General features: G+C 67.3%; 23 protein-coding genes and 1 pseudogene. 12 read left to right on the top strand and 12 right to left on the bottom strand.

From position 1 onward, the window contains the following. Nucleotides 1-135 precede the first annotated feature (135 nt). Entirely contained in the window at nt 136-993 is an 858-nt protein-coding gene (locus tag ACQY46_RS03225; RefSeq protein WP_428698873.1) for a phosphatase PAP2 family protein, read from the bottom strand. A 185-nt stretch (nt 994-1,178) separates the two neighbouring features. On the opposite strand from ACQY46_RS03225, the pseudogene ACQY46_RS03220 reads away from it, so the two are divergent. From ACQY46_RS03220 to ACQY46_RS03195, 6 genes and pseudogenes are all read left to right on the top strand, one after another. Beyond that, nucleotides 1,179-1,729, top strand: a pseudogene (locus ACQY46_RS03220) (2-hydroxychromene-2-carboxylate isomerase). Between the two features lie 52 nt (nt 1,730-1,781). Further along, nucleotides 1,782-2,426: a LysE family translocator gene (locus ACQY46_RS03215; protein ID WP_428698872.1), complete on the top strand. Its 645-nt coding sequence runs from the start codon at nt 1,782-1,784 to the stop codon at nt 2,424-2,426. Nucleotides 2,427-2,466: 40 nt separating this feature from the next. After that, the gene (locus ACQY46_RS03210) at nt 2,467-3,792 is read left to right on the top strand and encodes an aspartate aminotransferase family protein (protein ID WP_428698871.1); all 1,326 of its coding nucleotides are present in this window, start codon (nt 2,467-2,469) and stop codon (nt 3,790-3,792) included. A gap of 45 nt (nt 3,793-3,837) precedes the next feature. Beyond that, on the top strand, nt 3,838-4,710 hold the full coding sequence (locus tag ACQY46_RS03205; protein WP_428698870.1) for a hypothetical protein: 873 nt from the start codon (nt 3,838-3,840) through the stop codon (nt 4,708-4,710). 56 nt (nt 4,711-4,766) lie between these two features. Then, on the top strand, nt 4,767-6,203 hold the full coding sequence (locus ACQY46_RS03200; protein WP_306030347.1) for a M48 family metalloprotease: 1,437 nt from the start codon (nt 4,767-4,769) through the stop codon (nt 6,201-6,203). A 90-nt stretch (nt 6,204-6,293) separates the two neighbouring features. Then, entirely contained in the window at nt 6,294-6,686 is a 393-nt protein-coding gene (locus ACQY46_RS03195) for a GFA family protein (protein WP_428698869.1), read from the top strand. Nucleotides 6,687-6,743: 57 nt separating this feature from the next. On the opposite strand, the gene ACQY46_RS03190 is transcribed toward ACQY46_RS03195, so the two are convergent. Together ACQY46_RS03190 and ACQY46_RS03185 are read right to left on the bottom strand one after the other, a co-directional pair. Continuing rightward, entirely contained in the window at nt 6,744-7,694 is a 951-nt protein-coding gene (locus tag ACQY46_RS03190) for a glycosyltransferase family 2 protein (protein WP_428698868.1), read from the bottom strand. 49 nt (nt 7,695-7,743) lie between these two features. Beyond that, nucleotides 7,744-8,727: an alpha-1,2-fucosyltransferase gene (locus ACQY46_RS03185; RefSeq protein WP_428698867.1), complete on the bottom strand. Its 984-nt coding sequence runs from the start codon at nt 8,725-8,727 to the stop codon at nt 7,744-7,746. Nucleotides 8,728-8,850: 123 nt separating this feature from the next. Here ACQY46_RS03185 and ACQY46_RS03180 point away from each other — a divergent pair, with 123 nt between their 5' ends. Further along, nucleotides 8,851-9,945: a YeeE/YedE family protein gene (locus ACQY46_RS03180; RefSeq protein WP_428698866.1), complete on the top strand. Its 1,095-nt coding sequence runs from the start codon at nt 8,851-8,853 to the stop codon at nt 9,943-9,945. Between the two features lie 27 nt (nt 9,946-9,972). Here ACQY46_RS03180 and ACQY46_RS03175 read toward each other — a convergent pair whose 3' ends face one another. After that, entirely contained in the window at nt 9,973-10,668 is a 696-nt protein-coding gene (locus ACQY46_RS03175) for an SDR family oxidoreductase (protein WP_428698865.1), read from the bottom strand. 185 nt (nt 10,669-10,853) lie between these two features. On the opposite strand from ACQY46_RS03175, the gene ACQY46_RS03170 reads away from it, so the two are divergent. Next, nucleotides 10,854-11,273 carry a hypothetical protein gene (locus tag ACQY46_RS03170; RefSeq protein ID WP_428698864.1) on the top strand — a complete coding sequence of 140 codons (420 nt, stop codon included), beginning with the start codon at nt 10,854-10,856 and terminating at the stop codon, nt 11,271-11,273. A gap of 38 nt (nt 11,274-11,311) precedes the next feature. Here ACQY46_RS03170 and ACQY46_RS03165 read toward each other — a convergent pair whose 3' ends face one another. After that, nucleotides 11,312-11,800 carry a hypothetical protein gene (locus ACQY46_RS03165; RefSeq protein ID WP_428698863.1) on the bottom strand — a complete coding sequence of 163 codons (489 nt, stop codon included), beginning with the start codon at nt 11,798-11,800 and terminating at the stop codon, nt 11,312-11,314. 200 nt (nt 11,801-12,000) lie between these two features. On the opposite strand from ACQY46_RS03165, the gene ACQY46_RS03160 reads away from it, so the two are divergent. Both ACQY46_RS03160 and ACQY46_RS03155 read left to right on the top strand, forming a co-directional pair. Beyond that, on the top strand, nt 12,001-12,597 hold the full coding sequence (locus ACQY46_RS03160; RefSeq protein ID WP_428698862.1) for a GNAT family N-acetyltransferase: 597 nt from the start codon (nt 12,001-12,003) through the stop codon (nt 12,595-12,597). A 59-nt stretch (nt 12,598-12,656) separates the two neighbouring features. Beyond that, the gene (locus tag ACQY46_RS03155) at nt 12,657-13,853 is read left to right on the top strand and encodes an MFS transporter (protein ID WP_428698861.1); all 1,197 of its coding nucleotides are present in this window, start codon (nt 12,657-12,659) and stop codon (nt 13,851-13,853) included. A 43-nt stretch (nt 13,854-13,896) separates the two neighbouring features. On the opposite strand, the gene ggt is transcribed toward ACQY46_RS03155, so the two are convergent. Continuing rightward, nucleotides 13,897-15,660: a gamma-glutamyltransferase gene (gene ggt, locus ACQY46_RS03150; protein ID WP_428698860.1), complete on the bottom strand. Its 1,764-nt coding sequence runs from the start codon at nt 15,658-15,660 to the stop codon at nt 13,897-13,899. 112 nt (nt 15,661-15,772) lie between these two features. Between ggt and ACQY46_RS03145 the strand changes: the two genes are divergently transcribed. After that, nucleotides 15,773-16,132 (top strand): c-type cytochrome, encoded by a 360-nt coding sequence (locus ACQY46_RS03145; RefSeq protein WP_428698859.1) that lies wholly within the window; start codon nt 15,773-15,775, stop codon nt 16,130-16,132. A gap of 84 nt (nt 16,133-16,216) precedes the next feature. Here ACQY46_RS03145 and ACQY46_RS03140 read toward each other — a convergent pair whose 3' ends face one another. The 5 genes from ACQY46_RS03140 to ACQY46_RS03120 all read right to left on the bottom strand — a co-directional run bounded on the left by ACQY46_RS03140 (nt 16,217) and on the right by ACQY46_RS03120 (nt 22,482). Next, on the bottom strand, nt 16,217-17,251 hold the full coding sequence (locus tag ACQY46_RS03140) for an aspartate-semialdehyde dehydrogenase (RefSeq protein WP_428698858.1): 1,035 nt from the start codon (nt 17,249-17,251) through the stop codon (nt 16,217-16,219). 334 nt (nt 17,252-17,585) lie between these two features. Further along, complete coding sequence (locus ACQY46_RS03135; protein ID WP_428698857.1) at nt 17,586-18,680, bottom strand: esterase-like activity of phytase family protein; 1,095 nt, start codon at nt 18,678-18,680, stop codon at nt 17,586-17,588. Between the two features lie 4 nt (nt 18,681-18,684). Then, entirely contained in the window at nt 18,685-20,574 is a 1,890-nt protein-coding gene (gene cobT, locus ACQY46_RS03130; RefSeq protein WP_428698856.1) for a cobaltochelatase subunit CobT, read from the bottom strand. Between the two features lie 10 nt (nt 20,575-20,584). Then, on the bottom strand, nt 20,585-21,571 hold the full coding sequence (gene cobS, locus ACQY46_RS03125) for a cobaltochelatase subunit CobS (protein WP_428698855.1): 987 nt from the start codon (nt 21,569-21,571) through the stop codon (nt 20,585-20,587). A 296-nt stretch (nt 21,572-21,867) separates the two neighbouring features. After that, complete coding sequence (locus tag ACQY46_RS03120; protein WP_428698854.1) at nt 21,868-22,482, bottom strand: J domain-containing protein; 615 nt, start codon at nt 22,480-22,482, stop codon at nt 21,868-21,870. Between the two features lie 134 nt (nt 22,483-22,616). Here ACQY46_RS03120 and ACQY46_RS03115 point away from each other — a divergent pair, with 134 nt between their 5' ends. Next, nucleotides 22,617-22,919, top strand: a complete 303-nt coding sequence (locus ACQY46_RS03115; protein ID WP_428698853.1) for a BolA family protein — start codon at nt 22,617-22,619, stop codon at nt 22,917-22,919. Between the two features lie 30 nt (nt 22,920-22,949). Here the strand turns inward: ACQY46_RS03115 and ACQY46_RS03110 are convergent, their stop codons facing one another. Beyond that, nucleotides 22,950-24,305, bottom strand: a complete 1,356-nt coding sequence (locus tag ACQY46_RS03110; RefSeq protein WP_428698852.1) for an HlyC/CorC family transporter — start codon at nt 24,303-24,305, stop codon at nt 22,950-22,952. Nucleotides 24,306-24,359 lie beyond the last annotated feature (54 nt).

The following is a 24,359-nucleotide window of genomic DNA, read 5'->3' as shown; positions in this document are numbered from 1 at the left end:
ATCTAACGCCCAAGCGGCAGTGGTTTTCCACCCCGGACATGGCCTTGCGGCCGAGAAAGCCGTCCGCGTGCCCTTTGTTGGCAGGACTTCGCGGCGGGATCATGGTTCGCTCGCGCCGGACCTGGCGCATCTTCCTCAGCGCATGGTTTCGAGGAAGCGATGCAGGACCCTGCTGCCGGCCGCGCACGAGGCGGCAACGGCATGGCGCAGGCCGGCGCCTTTTCGCAGGAAGGCGGCACGCCAGGCGGGTGCCTGGCGCTCCACCAGGTCCGTGCTGTAGAGGAGACGATGAACGGCGAGGATGACAAGCAGCGTCAATCCCCAGGCCATCAGCGTGTCCGACAGGAAATGGCCGCCGAAGGCGACCCGGTTGGCGGAAAGAGCGAAGACCAGAGGCAGCACTGCGACGAGCACCGCCTTGCGCCAGGCCACGGGTGCGATGAAGGCAAGCGACACCAGCCAGAAGCTCGACGACGCCTCGCCGGAAACGAAGGAACAATTCGTGTCGCAGTGATCGGTGATGCGCCAGACCGACACATAGGGCGCATCGCCGCCGAAAACGTCGACGGCGTTCGGTCGCGGCCGTCCCCAATTGTTCTTGAACAGCGCGTTGACCACCAGGCCGGGGCCGATCGCCAGTGTCGACAGGAGGAAGAGCGGCGTGCGCAGCCGTAAACCGTCCGGGATGCGGCCGGTCAGGAAGGCGAACAGCAGCACCGCCATGCAGCTGCCCGCGATCAGCTTCACCAGAAAGGGACCCAGTTCGCGCAGCCGCATGAAAAACGGCTGAGATGCCAGCGGAAAGCCTTCGCCCGCGCGGTGAAACAGGCTCGTCGCGGCGAGGTCGATACCTGGAAAAACGGTAAAAAAGACGGATATCACCGCGAGATAGGCAAGGCATGCGATCGCCAGCGGGCCGGGCTCGGCACGGCGCAGTCGCCGTATGAACCGCGAACCTGCCTCGCCGCTTGCGAAATCCTTGTGGTGGGTCACGTCTTGCTGCCGGCTCCTGGTTTCTGCAGATTTCGGGTTATAACCGTGTCCCCCGCTCCTTCCAAGGGCACGGCCTGCGTCACCTCCTGCCGGCCGGGTGATGCGACATCCAGGAGACAGCCGTGAGCCGCCCGGTTCTGCAGTTCTGGTACGAATTCGCCTCGACCTACAGCTATCTCTCCGCGATGCGTGTCGAGATGCTGGCGGATGCGCGCGATGTGGACGTCGTCTGGCGTCCGTTCCTGCTCGGGCCGATATTCGCGAAAGCCGGCTGGCACACGTCGCCGTTCAGCCTGTACCCGGCAAGGACGCATACATGTGGCGCGACATGGAGCGGCTTGCACGGACGCAGGGCCTGCCTTTCGCTCGGCCGGACCCCTTTCCCCAGAACGGCCTGCTCGCCGCGCGCGTGGCGGGTGTGCTTGCCGGCTCGGGCGGTGCGGTCGCGACATTCTCGCGCGGGGTGTACCTGGCGCAGTTCGGCCATGGCCGGCGCATCGACGACGAGGCCGTCCTTGCCCGGATCCTGCGCGAATGCGGTGCCGAGCCTGAAGAGGTCCTGGCAGGGGCAAGGACGGAGAAGGCTAAGAACCGGATGAGAAGCTCTGTCGACGAGGCGCAAGCGCTTGGAATCTTTGGCGCGCCGAGTTTCACCTGTGCAGATGGCGAGCTTTTCTGGGGCAATGATCGCCTGGAAAGCGCCGTCGACCACGCATTGGCAACCGTGATATCATGAGCCTCTGCGTACCGGATGCGATCTGCCCGACATTGCCGAGAGCCTTCCCGCCATGACCTTTCTTCCCGACATTGCGACGCTTGCCGCCTTCACGCTTGCCTGCCTTGTGCTGGTCCTGACGCCCGGGCCGGACATGACCCTGTTTGTCGGCCGTTCCCTGTCACAGGGGCGGGCCGCCGGCATGGCCTCGATGGCGGGGGCCGCCGCCGGCAACGTGATCCACACGATGCTGGCCGCCTTCGGTCTTTCGGCGCTCATTGCGGCCTCGGCGGAAGCCTTCTTCGTGGTGAAGATCGTCGGCGCGCTTTATCTGCTCTGGCTTGCCTTCCAGAGCCTGCGGCACGGCTCGGCCCTGAGTGTTTCGCCGGAACGCGGCGCGGTTCAAAAACCGCTGTCGCGGGTTTTCGCGGCCGGGCTTCTTGTCAACCTGCTCAATCCGAAGATCATCCTGTTTTTCCTGACCTTTCTGCCGCAATTCGTCACCGCGGGCGACCCCGACGCGGCTGGAAAGCTGGTCTTTCTGGGTCTCTACATGGTCGCGTTCTCGCTGCCCTTCTGTGCCGCGATGGTGCTGATGGCGGAAAGCTTTGCGCGGTCGCTGCGCCGGTCGCCGCGCATCATGCGGATGATCGACTGGCTTTTCGCCGGCATCATCGGCGGGTTTGCGGTCAAGATCCTGTTTGCCAGCCGCGCCTGACGCCCTGCCCGCTCCGCATCTCATCCTGGATGAATTCATCATGTCCCACATCTTTCCCCGCCATTCCGCCATGCGACCTCCGCGCGCCGTCGCCGGCGACGGCTGCTACATCATCGACGAGACGGGCAAACGCTACCTCGATGCCTCCGGCGGGGCGGCTGTCTCCTGCCTCGGCCATTCCGACAGGGCCGTCACCGATGCGGTGAAGGCGCAGCTCGACGAGATCGCTTTTGCCCATACCGGCTTCTTCACGAGCGGACCGGCGGAGGAGCTTGCCGACCTGTTGATCGCGCATGCGCCGAAGGGCCTGGAGCGGGTCTATCTCGTGTCGGGCGGGTCGGAGGCGACGGAAGCGGCGATCAAGCTCGCGCGCCAGTTCCATATCGAGAATGGCGAGCCTGCGCGCGCGCGTATCATCGCGCGCCGCCAGAGCTATCACGGCAACACGCTCGGCGCGCTGTCGGCCGGCGGCAACATGTGGCGGCGCGAACCCTTCGCCCCGCTGCTGGTCGACATGTCGCATATCGCCCCCTGCTACGCCTATCGCGGCATGACCGAGGACGAGAGCGAGGAAGATTACGGCCGCCGGGTTGCCGACGAACTGGAGACTGAAATCCTGGCGCAGGGGCCGGAGACGGTTGCCGCCTTCATCGCCGAACCGGTCGTCGGCGCGACGCTCGGCGCGGTTCCCGCCGTCAAAGGCTATTTCGCCCGCATTCGCGAGATCTGCGACCGGTATGGCGTGCTGCTCATTCTGGACGAGGTGATGTGCGGGATGGGTCGCACCGGCCATCTCTTCGCCTGCGAGGCGGACGGTGTCGCGCCGGACATCCTGTGCATCGCCAAGGGACTGGGTGCAGGCTACCAGCCGATCGGGGCAATGCTCGTCAGCGGCCGAATCTATTCGGCGATCGAGACCGGCTCCGGCTTCTTCCAGCATGGTCACACCTATATCGGCCACCCGGCGGCCGCCGCCGCCGGTCTCGCCGTCGTGACCGCACTGACCGGACGGGGTCTGGTCGACCGTTCGAAGGCCATGGGCGAGGTGCTGAAATCCGCGCTTGTCGAGCGTTTCGGCCAGCATCCGCATGTCGGCGACATTCGCGGGCGCGGCCTGTTCCTCGGGCTCGAACTGGTGGAGGACCGGGAAACGAAAGCGCCCTTCTCGCCGGAGCGCCGGCTTCATGCGGTGCTGAAGAAGGCGGCGTTCCAGCGCGGCCTCGTCTGCTATCCGATGGGCGGCACGATCGACGGGCGCTCCGGCGACCATGTCCTGCTGGCCCCGCCCTTCATCATCTCGGACGATCAGGTGGCGGAAATCGTCGAGAAGCTCTCGGGCGCGCTCGACGATGCGCTGGCTGCCTGAGCCGGCGCGACATCTTCCCGCCACCATTTGCGCAATGATGACGGTTTGCTGCCGTTCCCATCCTTTCGCCCGGACATGATGCCGCACCGGTTCGATGACGAGTCTCTTTCCGCCCCCGACGCGTTTGCGCGCGCGGGGGCACTGCGCGTTGTCGTCGCGATGGCGCTCCTGGCCGGCGCCGTTCCGCACGCGGCTGTCGCCGAGACGCCGGACGCCCTGCCCGCAGGCTGCGAGGTCGGTACATTGCCGGCTCGGCAACTCGAGACGCCGCTTGCGGTGGAGGCGGACGATCCGGTGACGGTGCGCGCGGGCGATGGCCGGCTTTACCGGCAGGCGGATCTGGTGGCGGGCGAGGCGACGCCGCCACCGACCCTGCCCGCGGCACTTCGGTTTACCGGTCTTGCACGCGGCCCGGATCGCTGGCGCCGTCATGAAGGGCATCTGGTTGACGCGGCGGGGCACTGGTTGGCCCGGGATCTGATCGGACGCGGCGATGCCATCGTCTCGCCGCGCCTTGCCAACACGGAGTGCCTGCGTGGCCTTTTCGTGCTGGAGGCGCGGGCGCGGGCGCGTCGGATTGGCCTGTGGGCGCGCGAGCGGGTGTGGTCGGCCCATCGGCCGCAGGCGCTGGCCGCGCGCGCCGGCCGGTTCACCCTGGTCTCTGGGCGGGTCCTGTCGATCGGGGAAACCCGTTCCACGCTCTATCTCAATTTCGGTCATCGCTGGAGCCGCGACTTCACGGTGACGGTGCCGACCGATCAAAAGGCGGCATTCTCGGCCGCCGGGCTTGACGTGGCCTCCCTGGACGGGGCAGCTATTCGCGTGCGGGGGGTCGTCGAGTTGTCGGGCGGGCCGAGCATGAAGCTCTTCCACCCCGCGCAGATCGAGCGGCTCGACAAGGATGGCACGCGCCGGTGAACAGACTTCCGTCAACGGTCCGGATTGCAGGGCAAGGCATGGTTTGGAGGCGCGGCATGCGAGCGCTTGCCGCCACGATGGCGCTCGTCTTGCTGTCCGCCTGCCAGTTTTCCGGGTCCTCGCCAATCGAGATCGGAACGCCGGCGCCCGGCAGCCTGCGGCCGGGCCTTTCGTCCGACCTTGGTGCGCGGGAGCATCCGCGTGTCGTTGCGACCTATGGCGGCGTTTACGAGGATCGAGGCGCGGAGCGCGCGGTTGCGCAGGTGGTCGGCCGGCTCGTCGAGGCCTCGGACGATCCCTCGCAGACCTATCGCATCACCATCCTGAACTCGCCGGCGGTGAATGCCTTCGCCCTTCCCGGCGGCTATCTCTACGTGACGCGCGGCCTGCTGGCGCTGGCGACAGATACATCCGAGGTTGCCGCCGTCCTGGCGCACGAGATGGCGCATGTCACCGCAAGCCACGCGATCAAGCGCCAGCAGCGGGCCGAAGCGACGGAGCTTGCCGGACGGGTGCTCGGCAATGTGGTGCGCGACCCCGACCAGGCGCGCGCGGCGATCATTTCCTCGCAGCTCTCCTTTGCCCGCTTCTCGCAGATCCAGGAGCTGGAGGCCGATGCGGTCGGCGTGCGCACACTGTCGCGCGCACGCTACGACCCGTTCGCCGCTGCCCGTTTTCTCAACACGATGGGCCAGTTCGCTGCCTATCAGAGCGCGCAAGGAGCGGCCAAGGGGGCGCCGGATTTCCTGTCGTCGCATCCCACCACGCCCGAACGGGTCCAGACGGCCGTGCGCGCCGCGCGCCAGGCCGGCGCGCCTGGCCTTGGCGAGCGCGATCGGGACGCGTATCTCACCAAGATCGACGGCATGCTCTATGGCGACGATCCGCTGGAAGGCTACATCCGTGGCCGGTCGTTCCTGCACAAGGCGCTGGGCATCAGTTTCACCGCGCCTCCGGGCTTCGTGCTCGAGAACTCGCCCGAGGCCGTGCTTGCCAGCAACCCCAACGGCACCGCGCTGCGCTTCGACGGGGCGGACCTGACCGACTTCGCGTCACTGCGCGCCTACATGACCAGCGGCTGGATCAACGGCCTGATCGCGGACAGCGTCCGCGAGGAAACCGTCAACGGCCTGGCCGCCGTCACCGCCTCGGCCTTCACCGACGGCTGGTCGTTCCGCATTGCTGTCGTGCGCATCGGTCGCACGGGCTATCGCTTCATTTTCGCCTCGCGCGCCGGCGGTGCCGAATTCACGCGCGACTACGAGGCGACGGTACAGAGTTTCCGGCAGTTGACGCCGACCGAGATCGCCCGGCTCCGACCCCTGCGCATCAAGGTGATCCGCGCCGACGAGGGCGACACACCCGAGCGGCTTGCCGTGGGTATGAGTGGCGTCGAGCCGGCCCGCCGGCTGGAGCTCTTTTCGATCCTCAACCAGACCCCGTCGGGCCAGGTCATTCCGGCCGGCACGCCGTTGAAGCTGGTGGTGGATTAGCGCCCCCCCCCCGACATTCCCGCTGCCGCGACGCGCCGTTTTGGCAGGATGCATGGCGGCGGCCCGGACCTTTCGGAAGGAGGCTGGAAAATGGACGAGACCACCGGCGGATGCCTTTGCGGCCAGTTGAGGCTCGTAGCCTCGGGCCGGCCTTACCGGGTCGGCGTGTGTCATTGTCTCGACTGCCGCAAGCATCACGGCGCCCCCTTTCACGCTTCCGCGATTTTTCCCCGGGATGCGGTGGAAATAGAAGGCGAAACAAAGGGCTATCGCGGGCGCTTCTTCTGTCCGAACTGTGGCTCGACGGTCTTCGGCGCAAGCGGCGACGAGGTCGAGGTCAATCTCGGGGCGCTGGACGCGCCCGACCAGTTCACGCCGACCTATGAATTATGGACAGCGCGCCGCGAATCCTGGCTGCCACCGTTTCCGCTTGAGCGGCGCTACGTGCATGACCGCGACACGGACGGCCGCCATGAGGACTAGGGCTTAGCGAGAGCGAGCGGCTACCGGTTTGGGCGCGGCGTGTGCCGGCGTCTGTGCCTATCCCCCGTCGACCTTGCGATAGGGTTGCTGCTGATAGCCTGTCAGATAGGCGAGCGAGCCGAGACCGGAGGCAACCTGCTTGGCGGCCTTGAACGCCTGGCGGCGGCCGCGCTCCGGTGAAACCAGGAAGACGGCGCTCATCGGCAGCTGCAGGATGAGGCCTCCCGCAATGCGGCCGATGCCTTTCAGGAAGCTGCGCAGGGCGGCCTTCGGCTTGCCGGCGCGCTTCTCGTGCAAGCGCGAGATGTTGCCGGCGACGCGGAAGGTGCGGTTGAGCTGCCAGGCAAGCCGCGTGCGGTTGACCGGCACCAGTTCCTCGACGGTTGCCTCGGCTATCCAGACGATGCGCCCGCCCGCATCATGCACGCGGGTGAAGAAATCCGTGTCGCTGCCGCCGGTAAAGCGCATCGATCCGTCGAAATGCAGGCCGAACCCGCCAGCGTCGGCATCGCGAAAGACTTTCGTGTCGACCAGTGTGTTGTGACCTTCCGCCTTGGCAAGCACGGTGCCGGTCGGGCGCTTGTTGACCTGCTTCGGCACCATCCAGGTCGGCGTTTCCGGCGGATATGTGTAGATGACGCGCCCGTAATGCACCTCGGCCGGGTACTGCCGCGTCGCCTCGATCATGGTGGCGAGCCAGCCCGGATGGGCGATCTCGTCATCGTCGATATAGAGAACCCGGTCGAAACCCTCTGCGGCGGCGAAGGTGCCGCAGCGGTCGCGGGCGAAGGGGATGCCGAGTTCCGGCTCGAGCACGTAGTGGATGGTCCAGCCGGTCTGCGCCGCGACGTCCAGGGTGATCGGGCGCGAAACGTCCCTGTCGTGGTTCTCGACGACCACGATCTCGGCCGCAATCCCGTCCGGAACCGCCTGCGCGCACACCGATGCGAGGCAGGCCCGCAACAGCTTCGGCCGTTCCCTTGTGCAGATCGCGATGCAAAGTCTCATGGGCGTGCGGGTCCGGGATGTCTTGCGCTGGCATCGCAGTAGCGGTTTCTCACAGGAGAATCCAGCCGGCGGGAAAGAGTTCGTCGACATATGTGCGGCGCATCTCGTCGCGCGCGAACCACTGGCGCGGAGCGATCACGTGCCGCTCCGGATTGCGACCGAGCCAGGCGCCCCACCAGCTGAAGCTCGAATTGGCGGTTACGTGATGGGCGCAGCGGCTCATCAGGAAGAGGTCCTGCTCGCGGCTCTGGCCATCGACCAGCGTCCGGTTGGGCCAGTCCGCGGTCAGTTCCGCCGCTGCGGCGATGTCATCGGAAAAGACCAGCCAGTTCGCATCCGGAACGAGTTGCCGCATCAGGGCGGCGGCCCGCCGGTAATGCTCCGCCCCGAGCATGCCGTGGATCGAGGTCGTGCGCGCGTTGCTGGCGTAGTCGCCGCGCCGGACATGGAGGGAGATGCTTGCGGGCGCCTCGGCCAGCGCGAGGCGCTGCGGATCGATGGTCGCGGCCACGTGGTCGAGCGAGAACAGCGCGCGGATGTCCTCCCTGCAATCGGCAAAGAATTGTTCCGACTGGAAATAGCCGGCCAGATAGGTTCCCGCTTCGAGCGTCGGAAATGCGTCGGCGTGGCAGAAATCCTTCTGGAACCAGACCGGCCCGGGCCACAGGCGATGCCGCTTCTTGCCCCGGGTCCTGCCCTTCTCACCGGCAAGGCCGAGCAGGCGCGCGCGCAGGCTGTTGGTGTCGGGGCGCCAGATTTCCGGTTCGATGCCGAAAATGTCGAGGCCAAGGGCCGCGTGATCGAAGTTCATTTCCAAAGGGTCGATCAGCAGCGTGGCGCCAAGCCGTCGCGCCAGTGCTTGGCCCGCGGCATACTGGAACATCTGGTTGCCGAGCCCGCCCCAGATGCGCATGCATACAGGCGCGGCTTCCCACGTCCTGCCGGTTTCTGCCTGCTGTGCCTCCACGCGGCGATCGCCCCCAACGGTTTTCAGACCTTCGCCCTTGTTAGTCGGCATCTGGCGCTTGAACAAGCATGCGCTGCATCCGTTGGCCCAGCTTGAGCGAGATCAAGGCGCCGTTCCGGGCAATTTGTATTCATGGTTTTGAATGTTTCGGCCTTGCCGCGCCCACCCGCGCAGCGCGTGGAGGATGCGATGGACCTGACCGGCGTGCTGGATATGCTGGGCGATGCCGAAACCTCGGCGCTTGGCGGGCTGGCCATTGGCGTCGCTTTCGGAGTTTTTGCCGAGCGCAGCCGCTTCTGCCTGCGCGCGGCGGCGGTCGAGTTCGCCCGTGGCGAGATCGGCGGCAAGGTGGCGATCTGGCTGGTCGCCTTCTCCTCGGCCGTGCTTTTCACGCAGCTTCTGGTCGGCAGCGGCCATCTCGACGTCGCCGAGGCGCGTCAGTTCGCTGCCCGCGGCTCACTGTCCGGCGCCATTGTCGGCGGGGCGCTGTTCGGCATCGGCATGGTGCTGGCGCGCGGATGCGCCAGCCGGCTGCTGGTGCTTTCGGCAACCGGCAACCTGCGCGCCCTGCTTGCCGGGCTGATCTTCGCCGTGGCGGCGGAAGCCTCCATCCACGGCATCCTGTCGCCACTGCGCGACCGGATCGCCGGATTGTGGACGATCGGCGGCCGGGAGCAGCTGGACCTTCTCCAGCTTGCGGGCCTGCCGCGGCAGGCGGGTCTCGCGATCGGTGTAGCCTTCGTCGCCGGCACGGCTTTTTTCGCCATTCGGGCCCGGCTCTCGCCACGCGGCTGGCTGGGCGCGGCCGGCGTCGGTGCGACAGTGGCTGCCGGCTGGTGGTTCACCTACCAGCTCGCCGGGCAGGCCTTCACCCCGATGACCGTGAAGAGCCTGACCTTTACCGGGCCGTCCGCCGACACACTCATGCTGGTGCTGGCCCCGCCGGGCCGGGCGTTCGATTTCGACATCGGCCTGGTGCCCGGCGTCTTCGCCGGTGCGGCACTTGCCGCGCTCGTTGCCGGCGAATGGCGGCTTCAGGGCTTTCATGACGGCCATTCGATGCGGCGCTACATTCTTGGTGCCGTCCTGATGGGGTTCGGCGGCATGCTGGCCGGCGGTTGCGCCGTGGGAGCCGGCATCACCGGAGGCTCGATCTTCGCCATCACCGCCTGGGCGACGCTCTTCGCAATGTGGGCGGCGGCGGGGATCACGGACCTTGCCGTCGATCGCCTTGCGGACCGACGCAAGGCGGGAACCGGGGGGCATGTCCCGGCCGCCCCGTGAACGAAGGCCGGCCCGCTCCTGTCAGCCCTACCAGGCGTGCTCGCGCCCGTCCCAGGTGAGGAAGCGGCCGGTATCGGCCCGCGTCAGCCCGGTGACGACGGCGAAGATCCCTTGCGCGCTTTCGATCGGCTCGATCTCGGCCTCCGGACCTCCCATGTTCGTTCGGACCCAGCCCGGATGCATCGCGACGACGCAGATGCCGTCGCCGGCAAGATCGACGGCAAGGCCCTGGGTCACCTTGTTCACCGCTGCCTTGGAGCTGCGATAGGCGTAGGCGCCGCCCTTCGGGCGGGCAAGCGAGCCCATCTGGCTGGAGATGGTGACAATGCGCGGGTTGGCGGCCTGGCGCAGGTTGGCGCGCAGCGCCAGAGCCATGCGCATCGGGGCGATCGTGTTGACCCTCAGCTCCTGCTCCCAGGCATCGAAGTCGAGATCGTCCAGCGTCTGGTGCGGATTGAGGATACCGGCATTGTTGAGGAGCAGGTCGACCGGCGCCGCGCCCGTGGCGGCGGCAAGATCCGCGACCGACCCGGCGTCGGTGACATCAAGCGCGTGGATGGCGATGCGGTCGGGGTGATCCCCGGCAAGCTGGCGCAAGGCGTCGGCGTCGTCCGGCCGGCGACAGCAGGCATGCACGAACCAGTCGTGCGAGGCGACGAAGAGGCGGGTGAGTTCCAGTCCGATGCCGCGGTTGGCACCGGTGAGAACGAGGGTCTGGAGCATGCGGGATATGTCCTTTCGGATGGGACGCCCATATCCGCCCGCGAGACCCGCGCGGTCAACCCACCTGGTTGCGGCGCGGCGCGGGAAGTCATGACTTTGCGCGCGCGGGCGGTTACAAGGCGGGCAGAACCGCGTCCCCGCCAGCTGCGGGCTGCGCCACAGACCTGCAAACCGGATTGCCTGCCATGACGACAGACCAGATCGCCCCGTTTCTCGGAAAGTGGATCCTCGATCTCGACGAGAGCGAGTTCGACCAGAGCGATCTCCCGCGCGCCGCGACCTGCACCATCGAGGAGGAATTCGGCCTCGTGACGATCCGCATGTCAATCATCTCCGCCGGGGGCGAGGAGATTGCCGGCGAGATCACGGGCGTGCCGGGCAAGGCCGGGCAGCGTCTTTCCGAAAGCGGGCTGGCCGACCGGCTGCTGCTGTTCTTCGAGGATGAGCGGACGCTGACATCGGAAGCGCGCCGCGGCGAACTGACCCTGATGAGCGCCCGGCGGCGGCTGTCGGAGGACGGGCACAGCATGGAGGTCGAGCAGACCGTTGCGGTGCCCGGACAAGGGCCTGTGGTCAACACGGGAATGTATCGCCGGGCGCAGTAGCGCGTCCCGGCACCGGCCTTCTGGCCGAAGCCGTCAAGTCAGATCAGTTCGGGCCAGCGCATCAGCGCCAGAATGCCGGCCCATGCGACGAGCGAGACGATGCCGGCGGTCCGAAAGCGGGAGATGGTACCGCGCGAATCGACCTGGTCGAGCAGCCGCCACGCCGGCACCAGGCGCAGCAGCAGCGCGTTGAGCCCGGCGAGCAGGATCAGGGCGCCCTTCACCTGGAAGACCGGATCGGCGGCGATCGCAAAGGGGCGCTGCGACATCAGGGCGATGCCGCTTGCAAGCGCCAGGACAAGGCCGAGAAGCGCGGTCTGGCCGAGCACCCGGGCGAGATCGGCGAGCAGGGTGCTGCGCCAGAAGCCGATCAGCCGGAGATTGAGCGGCAGCAGCGCTCCGACAAGGACCAGTGTGCCGGCGAGGTGGCAGGCGGCGGCAATCTCGCGTGCCTGTGCGGAGGCAGCCATCATCCGTGCCAGTTGCGAATGGCCCAGATAGTCGAGGAGCGGAGCGAAATCCGGCATGAGGCGGGTCCGGTTCTTGGGGCTGTCTCCCAGTTGCATAGCCTGATTCTTGCCCGGCGGGGGGATCGGGGCGGTTTGCCGTTTTCACGGGCGGTTTTTTCTTGCAACCTGTGGCGGCATCATTACGTCTCGAGCAAGCCCCGATCTATTGAAACGGCCGTTGCCGGGTTTTCCCGCCGGCCCCTGCCCGGATCCGTCAGATGGACATTCTTCCCTATGTGCGCCCCGGAGACGAGCTTGCCGCAACGCGGATCTACGCGGCCGCGCTGATCCAGAAGCTGCGCCCGTTTTTCGGCACCGTCGAGGCGGCGACCTCTTTTCTCGCGCCGCATATGCGGCGCGACAGGGGGGTCACGGCGATCCTTGGCGGGCGTGTCGTGGGGATTGCCGGCTATCGGCTGGACGGGACCGGGCTGTTCGAACCGAAATGGCGCCACTTCCGCCAGCGGTTCGGTTTCCTCGGCACGGCGGTCCGCATGGCGGGCCTTGCATTTCTCGACAAGACGGACGCCGATGGCGTTTTGGCGATGGACGGCATCGCGGTGTCGGAGGAGGCGCGCGGCAAGGGAGCCGGGACGGCGCTGCTCGACGAAGTCGTCGAACTTGCCCGGCGAACCGGCAAGCATGCCGTCCGGCTTGACGTGATCGATACCAACCCCCGTGCCCGCGCGCTTTACGAGCGCAACGGTTTCGTGCCGGAAAAGCGGCGCGAGCTGGGCTTTCTGGCGCCGATCTTCGGCTTTTCATCAGCCACGTCCATGTGCCGTCAGGTGGGTGCCGGATCGGGCCTCGCATGAGCGCAACGACCGGCGGGAACAGGCCGTCCGATGATGCTGTAGCCGTGGACCTCACCGGAGTGACCTCCCCGGTCCCGGAGCGCCCTTCGGCTCCGGATGTGGCGGATCATGTGGAAGGGGCGCCGCGCGAACTCGACCGCCTCGCCATGATCGTGGTCCTGATAATGGTTTCGGTCTTCGGGCTGGCCCAGGGGCTGACCTATCCGCTGCTGTCCTTCATCCTCGAGCGGCAAGGCACGCCGGCCTGGCTGATCGGGACGAACGCCGCGATGATGGCGCTGGGCCTGATTTTCTCCGCGCCGCTGGTGCCGCAACTTGCCCTGCGCTTCGGCGCGGCAAGGCTCGCCATTGCTTCGGCCCTGCTGCTGGCCGTCCTGTTCGCGCTGATCGGCACCGTCCAGTCCCTGTGGCTCTGGTTTCCGGCCCGCTTCCTGCTCGGCGTGGGCATCAACGGCCTCTACATCGCCAGCGAGACCTGGGTGAACCAGCTTGCACCCGATCGTATTCGCGGCCGCTTGCTCGGCCTCTATGCGACGGCGCTTGCCGGAGGCTTCGCGCTCGGCCCGGCAACGCTTGCCGTGACCGGCACGCAAACGCTGGCGCCCTTCTTCCTGTGTATCGGGGTGGCGCTGATATGCGCCGCGCTGATCGCCGCCATCCGTCACAGGCTCCCGACCTTCGCCGCCGGTGAAACCGGCTCGATCCGGGCGGTGGCGCCGCTCATTCCCTTTCTGCTGGCGGTGACGGCGGTCGCCGCCGCCTTCGATCAGGCGATCCTGACGCTGTTTCCCGTCTACGGGCTCGGCCACGGCTTGAGCGAGACGGCGATCGCCACCGCCCTCGCCGTCCTGATCGTCGGCAACATCCTTTTCCAGGTGCCGATCGGTACGCTCGCCGACCGCTGGGGGCCGCGCCAGGTGATGGTGGTCCTGTGCCTGCTGACGATCTGCGGCGCGGTGCTGCTGCCGATGCTCATCGGCACGCGCTGGCCGCTCTGGGCGATGCTGTTCATCTGGGGCTCGTCCGCCTATGGCGTCTACACGATCGCGCTGATGGAACTCGGCCGCCGTTTTTCGGGTGCCATGCTGATCGCCGGCAATGCCGGATTTGCCGCGATGTGGGGCGTCGGCGGGTTTCTCGGTCCGGCGCTCTCGGGCCTGGCGATCGACATGATCGGCGCCTTTGGCCTGCCGTTGCTGCTCGGTTCGGTCTATGTCGTGCTGCTCGTCCTGACGCTTGCGCGCAAATCCGCCTGACACCGCTGCGAGCGGCGCCAGGCGGCTGGATGCGGCCCTCCAGTCAGTGGCCGGCGGCGAGCGATCCCTGGCGGCGCGGATCGGAAGCACCGGCCAGTCCGCCCTCGACCGCCATGATCGACTGGGTCGAACCCATCGTCGCCTTTTCCGCGATCTGGTGGCCGTATCCGCGCAGGATCGCCAGCGTGTCGGGGGAGAACCCCTCCTCGGTGCGGATCTCGTCGGGCAGCCACTGATGGTGCATGCGCGGGGCGCTTGTCGCCTCCGCCACGTTCATTCCGTGATCGACCACGTTGAGAATGACCTGCAGCACCGTGGTGATGATGCGGCTGCCGCCGGGCGATCCGGTGGCCAGCACCAGTTTTCCGTCGCGGAACATCAGTGTCGGGCTCATCGAGGAGAGCGGCCGCTTGCGCGGGGCGACGGCATTCGCGTCGCCGCCGATCAATCCGTAGGCGTTGGGCACGCCCGGCTTGGCGGAGAAATCGTCGAGCTCGTTGTTGAGCAGCACACCTGTGTCGCCGGCCATCATGCCGACGCCGTAGGAAAAGTTCAGCGTATAGGTGTTGGAGACGGCATTGCCTTCATCGTCGACCACCGAATAGTGGGTGGTCTCCTCGCTCTCGTAGGGTGCCGGCTTGCCGGGTGCGATCTTCTCCGAGGGTGCCGCGCGGGTGGGATCGAAATCTGCCATGCGCGCGGTCGCATAGGCCTTGGATGTCAGGCCCTTGACCGGGATGTCGACGAAGTCCGGATCGCCGAGAAACTCGGAGCGATCCGCATAGGCGCGCTTCATCGCCTCGGCCATCACGTGCAGGGTCGCGGCCGAGCCCGAGCCCGAGGCTGTCAGGTCGAAAGGCTCCAGCATGTTGAGGATCTCGACGATATGCACCCCGCCGGAGGATGGCGGCGGCATCGAGGTGACCTCGTAGCCCCGGTAGGTGCCGGTCACGGGCGTGCGCCATTTCGCCTCGTAGGCGGCGAGATCCCCGGTGGTCATGCCGCCGCCGGCCGCCTGTACCCGCGCGGCGATCTTCTGTGCGACCTCGCCCTTGTAGAAGCCGTCGGGCCCCTCCTCGGCGATCCGGCGAAGCGTGGCGGCAAGTCGGGGCTGGCGCAGGGTTTCGCCCGGCTCATGGAAACCGTCATCCGCCTTGTAGAAGGTGGCGCGGGCGTCCGGATCCTTCGACAGACGCTCGAAGGACTGCTTGAGCGAACCTGCAAGATCGTCGGATACCGGGAAGCCCTCTTCCGCCAGGCGGATTGCCGGTGCGATCAGTTCGGCGAAGGAGAGCGTCTTGCTGCCGAAGCGCTGATGGGCGGCGTAAAGACCGGCGACCGTTCCCGGCACGCCGATGCCAAGGCCGGAGAAGCGCGATTTCTCCGGATCGGCATTGCCCTGCCCGTCGAGGAACATGTCGCGTTCGGCTGCGGCCGGTGCCAGTTCCCGGTAGTCGAGCGCCAGCGTCTCGCCGCTTTCCGCCAGGTGCACGAGCATGAAGCCGCCGCCGCCGAGATTGCCGGCGCGCGGCAGGGTCACGGCGAGGGCGAAGCCGACGGCGACCGCCGCATCGACCGCATTGCCGCCTGCGGCAAGGATGTCGCGGCCGACGCCGGTTGCCAGCGCTTCCTGGCTGGCCACCATGCCGCTGCGCGCGAGGACCGGATGGAAACGGTCGGATCCGGACAGGATTGGTGCCGGCGCGGCATCCTGGGCGCCGGCCGGAAGCGCGGCCTGACCGATCGCCGTGATTGCAGCCAGCGCGATGCCGACCAGCCTGCCCGTCCCACTTGTGAATACCCGCATTTTCGTGCTCCGAGAGAAGTAAGGGAAACAACAGTCTGTCGCCAAAAGCGGCGGGCCGCTACCCTTGGCAATTCGCCGATTGACAGTTCCCTTGGGGCAGCGGACGGCGGCAATGGAGGTGGAGACGATGGTGACGGACGAGCGCTTCATGCGGCGACGCAGGTTCCGGGTGAGGGCCTTCGGCGCGCTTCTGGCGGTTTGCGTATCGGGGGCGCCGGTCATGGCGGTGGATGCCGGCGCGGGCCTCGAGCTGGCCCGCACCTGGTGCGCGGCCTGTCATCTGGTGGAGGACGGGCAGGCGCGCGCCGGGACCGCGGCCGCCCCCTTCGCGGAGGTTGCCGGCGATCCGGCCTTCGATCCGGAAAGGCTTGCCGCCTTCCTTGCCGCGCCGCATCCGAAGATGCCGGACATGTCGCTGACGCGGCGGGAGATCGCCGATATCGGTGCCTATATCGCCGGCCTGCGGAGGTAGTTCCGGGCGTAAAACGCAAGACGCGGCCGTTTCCGGCCGCGTCGCAAGATTTCGGTGTCGGCTTGCGGCAGGTGCCGCAGCAGATCAGGCGGCGGCCTTCTTCGGCGTGATCAGGCCGCGATTGACCAGCACTTCGGCGATCTGGACGGTGTTCAGCGCCGCGCCCTTGCGCAGGTTGTCGGCAACGATCCACAGGTTGAGACCGTTCTCGACGGTGGCGTCCTCGCGGATGCGGCTGACATAGGTCGCGTCCTCGCCGGCGCTCTCGTAAGGCGTGACGTAGCCGCCGTCCTCGTGCTTGTCGACGACCAGCACGCCCGGTGCCTCGCGCAGGATGTCGCGGGCCTCCTCGGCCGAGATCGGGTTCTCGAACTCGATGTTGACGCTTTCCGAATGGCCGATGAAGACCGGCACGCGCACGGCGGTGCAGGTGACCCTGATCTTCGGGTCGAGCATTTTCTTGGTCTCGGCCAGGACCTTCCACTCTTCCTTCGTGTAGCCGTCTTCCATGAACGCATCGATATGCGGAATGACGTTGAAGGCGATCCGCTTGGTGAACTTTTCCGGGGTGATCGGATCGTTGACGAAAACGGCGCGGGTCTGGTTGAACAGCTCGTCCATGGCCTCCTTGCCGCCGCCGGAGACGGACTGGTAGGTCGACACCACGACGCGCTTGATCCTCGCCGCGTCGTGCAGCGGCTTCAGCGCGACGACGAGCTGGGCGGTCGAGCAGTTCGGGTTGGCGATGATGTTCTTCCTGGTGAACCCGACGATGGCGTCGGCATTCACTTCCGGAACGATCAGCGGCACGTCGGCGTCGTAGCGCCAGGCGGAGGAGTTGTCGATGACGACGCAGCCCTTGGCGGCGATCTTCGGTGCCCACTCGCGCGCCACGTCGCCGCCGGCGGACATCAGGCAGATGTCGACATCGGAAAAGTCGTAGTGATCGATGGCCTGGCAGGTCAGCGTGCGGTCGCCGAAGGACACGTCGACGCCCTGCGAGCGCCGTGAGGCGACAGCGACGACTTCACGCGCGGGAAACCCCCGCTCGTCGAGAATATCGAGCATCTCGCGGCCGACATTGCCGGTCGCGCCGACAATCGCAATCTTGTATGCCATTGTTTTCATTCCTCTCTGGCCGCTCCCCGCGAACCCGGGCCGCGATGCGCGCGGAGCCTCAGGTCCTTCCGGTCCCCCATCCAACCCGGGGGAGCGCGGGTCGAGAGGGCCGTCAGGCGGTCGTTTTGCGGGTCGTCGTCGTGGTCGTGCCGGCGCGCGTGCTGCCGTTCGCGGCTTTCGTCGCGGCAAACGGGGCGGCAAGGGCGAAACGCGGCTTCGACATGGGATCCTTCAGGGTCCAAACGGCTGTCCGCTTTAGCGGACGCAAACTAGATGCCGCCACGCGCACGCAATGTCAACATGACGATGGCGAGACGCGATCCGAAACCCGGCGTCACGGCCGGTCGGCACCGGCGGCGGGCCCGGTGAGCGGTCCGCTGTCGTCAAGCCGGAAGCGCAGCAGCAGCGTGCGCTGCAGGATCGAGCGGTTGTCATCGGAGATCAGCGTGACGATGGTTTGGCCCGCCGCGTTCACATGCACCGACACGCCTTCCATGTTGTCGATCTGCTCGGAAAAGCCGGCCTCCATCAGCACGTGGCCGGTCACCAGCGCGCCGGGAGCGATCTCCGCCGCCGGCAGCAGCCGCAGGCGCATGCCGATGCCGTGGCGCAGGGTGAAGCGCCGCTCCAGAAGCAGGAGGTCGCCATCGGGCAGGAAGCTCGCGTCGGTGGCGTCATAGGAGTCCTGGCGGACCACGGTGAAGGTGCCGGGCGTGGCGCCGCCGATGAGGAAGCCCGGCAGGTCGGAGGTGAAGCCGGGGCCACGTTCGGCGATGACGACGAGGCTTCCCCGGAGCGGGCCGGAATTGGCGAAAGCGACCGCTTCCATCGCCTTGTTGTGGCGAAGCCGCTTGATGCCGGCCGGCAGGTCGAGCGCCGTGCCCGCCGCCTTCAGGTCGAGCGGCCAGGGAAAGGCATAGATCTCGTGATCGCGCTCGGTCGCGACGAAAAGCGTCCCCGCGCCGCTGTCCCCGTCGAGGCGCAGCGCCAGTGCCTCCGCGTCGCCGCGGCCGCGGTCGAGCAGCGCCCGCCCGTCGGGACCCAGCACGGGCGCGACCGTTGCGCCCGTCACGGCGAGGGGGCGGCCGTCCGGCGCGCTCTCGATGTCCGCCGTCAGCCACAGTCCGTTGTCGGCGACGGCCACCATGCGGTTGCCGTCCGGGCTGACGACCAGGCCCGAAAGGCCTCCCATGTGCCGGTTTCCCGCAAGCAGCTCCAGCCCTCCGAGGAAGGTGAGGCCGCCGAAACGGGTCTGTTCGGGCCGGCCGATGCGGAAATGCTCGATCGGCTTGCTGCGGATCGTGACCGACTGGATCGGGATGTCGGCGCGGACCGGCGCGGGCAGCGTGGCGGCAAGCGTCGCGAGCGCGACAAGGGCGCCGGCGGCGAGATGCCGGCGCCAGGCCGTCAGGGGGAGCGGGCGGGACATCGCCTTAGCGGGTCGCCCGGCGGCGACCGCGCCGGTTCGCCGGCATCGCCGTATGGTCGTCGAACAGGTCGGCAAGCTGGTCGGTCATGGCGCCGGCCAGTTCCTCGGCGTCGACGATGGTGACCGCGCGGCTGTAGTAGCGGGTCACGTCATGGCCGATGCCGATGGCAATCAGCTCGACGGGCGAGCGGTTTTCGATTTCCTCGATGATGTAGCGCAGGTGCCGTTCCAGATAGTTGCCCGGGTTGACCGACAGGGTGCAGTCGTCGACCGGCGCGCCATCGGAGATCATCATCAGGATCTTGCGCTGTTCGGGGCGTCCAAGCAGGCGCTTGTGAGCCCAGTCCAGCGCCTCGCCGTCGATGTTCTCCTTCAGCAGTCCCTCGCGCATCATCAGGCCGAGATTGCGCCGGGCCCGGCGCCAGGGCGCGTCGGCGGACTTGTAGATGATGTGGCGCAGGTCGTTGAGGCGTCCCGGCTGGGCCGGCTTGCCGGCGGCAAGCCACGCCTCGCGCGACTGCCCGCCCTTCCAGGCCCGCGTCGTGAAGCCGAGGATCTCGACCTTGACGCCGCAGCGCTCCAGCGTGCGGGCCAGAATGTCGGCACAGGTGGCCGCGACGGTGATCGGGCGGCCGCGCATCGAGCCGGAATTGTCGAGCAGCAGCGTCACCACCGTGTCGCGGAAATTGATGTCGCTTTCCTGCTTGAAGGCGAGCGGCTGCATCGGGTCGGTGACGACGCGCGTCAGCCGGGCCGTGTCGAGCAGGCCTTCCTCCAGGTCGAAGGACCAGGAGCGGTTCTGCTGTGCCAGCAGCTTGCGCTGCAGGCGGTTGGCGAGGCGCGCGACCGCGCCCTGCAGGTTGACCAGCTGCTTGTCGAGATGGCCGCGCAGCCGGTCGAGTTCCGCCGTGTCGCAGAGCTCTTCCGCCGGCACCATCTCGTCGAAGCGGGTGGAAAACACCTTGTAGTCCGAAGTCGGCGCCTGGTTGGAGAAGGGCAGTTCGCGGCGCTGGCTTTCGCCCGGCTCTTCCGCCTGGTCGGCGCTGTCGTCGTCGGAAAGTTCCTCAAGGTCGCCTTCGAGGCCTTCGCTCTCGCCGGCGTCCATTTCCTCGCCGGAGCGCTCCATCTCCTGCGGGGCGCCCTCTTCCTCGCCGGCGTCGTCCTCGCCCTCGGCCGAGGTTTCGCCGCGCTCGTTGCGGCCCTCGCTGTCGTCGTCGCCGTCGTCCTCTTCGTCGTTCTCCTGACCGAAATCCTCGTCCATCTCGAGCGAGGAGAGAACGGTGCGGACATGGCGGGCGAAGTCCTGCTGGTCCTCGATCCGGCCGGCGAGATCGTCAAGCGCGCCGCCGGCCTTGTCCTCGATCCATTCGCGCCACTGCGAGATCATCGGCGCAGCGCTTTTCGGCGCCGGCGTGCCGGTCAGCCGTTCGCGCACCATGTAGGCGATCGCCTCCTCGAGCGGGGCGTCCTCGCGGCTGGCCACATCCGCATAGGCGGCCTTGCGGCAGCGCTCCTCCAGCATGGCGGACAGGTTGTCGGCGACACCGGGCATGCGGTTGGCACCGACGGCCTCGCAGCGCGCCTGCTCGACCGCGTCGAAGATGGCGCGCGCGGTCTCGCTCTGCGGCACCAGCTTGCGGTGCAGCGACGGATCGTGGCAGGCGAGCTTCAGCGCCATGGCGTCGGCGATGCCGCGGGTGACCGCGATCTCGCCCTCCGAGAGCCGGCGCGAGGGTTCGGGCAGCCGGGCCGTGTGCCCGGAAAGCGACGGGCGGTCTGACGAAAAGAGCACCTCGAGCTCGGGATCGGCGGCGATGGCACGCATCGTGTCGCCGATCGCCCGCTTCAGCGGCTCGCTCGTCGGCTTGCTCTTTTCTGTTGGCGGATTGCGCATTTCGACCCGGTCAGCTCATCACCACGTTGGCGGCGGATTCGGGCAGTTCCTCGCCGAAGCAGCGCTGGTAGAACTCGGCCACCAGCGTGCGCTCCATCTCGTCGCACTTGTTGAGGAAGGTGACGCGGAAGGCAAAGCCCAGGTCCTGGAAGATCTCCGCGTTCTCCGCCCAGGTGATCACCGTACGCGGGCTCATCACCGTCGACAGGTCGCCGTTGATAAAGGCGTTGCGGGTCATGTCGGCGAGGCGGACCATGCGCGACACGGTCTTGCGGCCTTCCTCGTTCTGGTACTGCTTGGCCTTGGCCAGCACGATCTCGACCTCGTTGTCATGCGGCAGGTAGTTCAGCGTGGTGACGATCGACCAGCGGTCCATCTGGCCCTGGTTGATCTGCTGGGTGCCGTGATAGAGGCCGGACGTGTCGCCGAGGCCGACCGTGTTCGTCGTCGAGAACAGGCGGAAGGCGGGATGCGGGCGGATCACCCTATTCTGGTCGAGCAGGGTCAGGCGGCCGGACACCTCGAGCACGCGCTGGATGACGAACATCACGTCCGGGCGGCCGGCGTCGTATTCGTCGAAGACCAGGGCGATGTTGTTCTGCAGCGCCCAGGGCAGGATGCCGTCACGGAACTCGGTGATCTGCTGGCCGTCGCGGATGACGATGGCATCCTTGCCGACCAGGTCGATACGGGAGATGTGGCTGTCCAGGTTGACACGCACGCAAGGCCAGTTCAGCCGGGCGGCGACCTGCTCGATATGGGTCGACTTGCCGGTGCCATGGTAGCCGGTGACCATGACGCGGCGGTTGTGCGCGAAGCCGGCGAGGATCGCCAGGGTGGTCTGCCGGTCGAACAGGTAGTCGGGATCGAGGTCCGGCGTATGGGGGCTCGGCTCCTTGTAGGCGGGAACCGTCAGGTCGCTGTCAATGCCGAAGGTCTTGCGCACGGAGACGGTGGTGTCGGGCAGGTTGTCGGCGGGCAGGGTCGTGTCAGTCATTTGTCCTCCGCTGGCCCGCCGGGCGACGGGGTCCGCGATCGCATGCAGATTACGTCCGCGCCGGCGGACGGGATTTCGAACCAGACCCTATTGCCAGAGCCCGGCCCGGCCAAGTGAAAACGCCTCGTCGCGATCGGCGTCGGCGCAAAACGCGCCGGGAAAGGGTCTCCCCGCGACAGGAGACCGCAGTCACCGGGCGAACCGGTTGCGGTCGGGAAACTCGGGAGACATCCGATGTCATAGCGCATCGGCGCCAAGCTGCAAGCCCGGTTCGGGCGCGGCCCGCGGCAGCCCGTCTAACAGAAGCCGGCTTTCTTCAGCAGCGAGTAGGCGTTGATGATCTCGCGCAGCCGATCCTCCAGCGAACGGTCGCCGCCATTGGCATCGGGATGGAGCCGCTTGACCAGTTCCTTGTAGCGGGTCTTGATCTCGGCGTTGCGGGCGTGGTGCGGCAGGCCGAGTGTCTCGAAGGCCCGCGCTTCGAGCTGCTTCAGCTTGGGGGCGCGCGCGCCGCTGCTCGACGTCCTTGCCTTGCCACGCCCGGCACGGGCCTCGGCGCGGGCGCGGGCCGCCTGCTGCGGGTCGGTGTCCGACCAGGCGGTGCCGTCGGCGGCCTTGGCGTTGACGCCCATCTTCCAGGTCGGCCGGTGACCGGTCAGTGCGTCGCGCTGGTAGGCGCGGGTCTGGTCGTCGTCCATGCCGGAGAAATAATTGTAGGACTTGTTGTACTCGCGCACGTGGTCGAGGCAGAAACGATAGTACTCGCCGTCCGCGTGGCGGCCCTTCGGCGCGCGATGGGTTCCCGCCTGCGCGCAGCCCTGCCACTCGCAGGACTGCTCGCACACGAATTCCTCCTCGGCGCGGGCACGCTTCGGCGATATGCGGATCCGGTCGAAAATGTCCGAAGTCACCGGTCTGGGTCCAATTTACGTTGGCTGCGGTCCGCGACAGCGCGGCAGGCGCCGGGACGATCCGCATAAATAGGGGGACGGTGCATGGTTCGGCAAGCTCTTGACGGGGGCAAAAAGTCTGTCACATGGAAAGCATGAGCATCAAGCAACAGATTGAGCGGCAGCTGACGGAGATGTTTTCGCCGGCGAGCCTCGAGGTGATCGACGAATCGGAGCGTCATCGTGGTCATGGCGGATGGCGCGAAGGTGGCGAGACCCACTTCCGCGTCCGCATTGTCGCGGAGGCGCTTGCCGGCCTCGGCCGGGTTGCCCGGCACCGGGCGATCAACGATTGCCTGAAGCCGGCCTTCGAGGCCGGCGTCCATGCGCTGGCGATCGAGGCACGAACCCCGGACGAGCCCGACCCGCGTGGTGGCGGGCGCGCCTCGATCGACTGAGGGCGCGGGTCGAACCGTCCGCCCGTGCGGTCAGTTGCCCTGCATCACGGTGGGGGCGGGCGGCGGCAGCGGCGTCGCCCCGGCGACGATGGCCGACTTGACGGAACCCGCCACCTCCTTTGAAAGGGGCGTGATCTTCAGCCGCGTCACCCGGTTCTTCTCCCGCTTGAGCACCGTGAAGCGGTAGCCGTGGAAGGTGAAGGCCTGGCGCTCCTCGGGGATCATCTGCGCCTCGTGAATCACCAGGCCGGCGATGGTCGTTGCCTCGTCATCCGGCAGGCGCCAGTCGACCGCGCGGTTGAGATCGCGGATCGGCACGCTGCCGTCGACGATGATCGAACCGTCGGGCTGCGGCCGCACGCCGGCGAGCTCGACATCGTGCTCGTCGGAAATCTCGCCGACGATCTCCTCGAGAATGTCCTCCAGTGTGACGAGGCCCATCACCTCGCCATACTCGTCGATGACCAGGGCAAAATGCGCCTTGCGCTTGAGGAAGGCGTTGAGCTGGTCCTGCAGGCTGGTCGTGTCGGGCACGAACCAGGGCGGCGAGACGAGCTGATCGAGATCGAGCCGGCTTGCGTCGCCGCCGGCTTTCGCCAGCGCGCGCAACAGGTCCTTGGCATGCAGCACGCCGATATAGTTGTCGGTCTGCCCACGCCACAGGGGCAGCCGGGTATGGGGGCTGTCGAGCGCCTCCTGGATCAGCTTTTCCGGGTCATCGTCGGCATTCAGCGTGTTCATCTTGGTGCGATGAACCATGACATCCGAGACTTCCAGGTCGGCAAGGTCGAGCAGTCCGCCGATGCGGTCGCGCTCCGCCTTGACCAGCCCGCCTTCCAGATGTTGCAGGTCGACCGTGCCGCGCAGTTCCTCATGCGCCGAGAGCACGTTGCGGTTCTCCGAGACGTCGACGCCGAAGACCCGCAGGATCGCGCGGACGATCACCTCGACACCCATCACCACCGGGGCGAAGAGGATGACGACGACGCGCACGACCGGCGACACGGCAATGGCGAAGCGGTCCGGATTGGAGATCGCCCAGGTCTTGGGCAGGACTTCGGAAAAGATCAGCACCAGTGCGGTCATCACCAGCGTCGCGTAGACCACGCCGGCATCGCCGAATATGTCGAGCAGGACGCTGGTCGCCAGCGCGGAGGCCAGGATGTTGACGAGATTGTTGCCCAGCAGCAGCGCGCCGATCAGCCGCTCCTTCGCTGAAATCAGCCGGCCGACGACGCCGGCGCGGCGTTCGCCGCCCTTCTCGAGCTGCAGCATGCGGGCACGGGATGCGGCCGTCAGCGCCGTCTCGGAGCCGGAGAAGAAGCCGGACATCGCCAGCAGCACGAGGATCGCGACGATGGAAAGCCACAGGCTGGCATCAGTCATGTGTCGTCTCGCTTGGTCGGCATTTTCCGGCACGGCGGGGTCGGCCCGCCTTGC

It is taken from the genome of Stappia sp. (genome assembly GCF_965276915.1).
In the GTDB taxonomy this organism is placed as follows: domain Bacteria; phylum Pseudomonadota; class Alphaproteobacteria; order Rhizobiales; family Stappiaceae; genus Stappia.
This window is presented reverse-complemented; position numbering and strand designations above follow the sequence as displayed.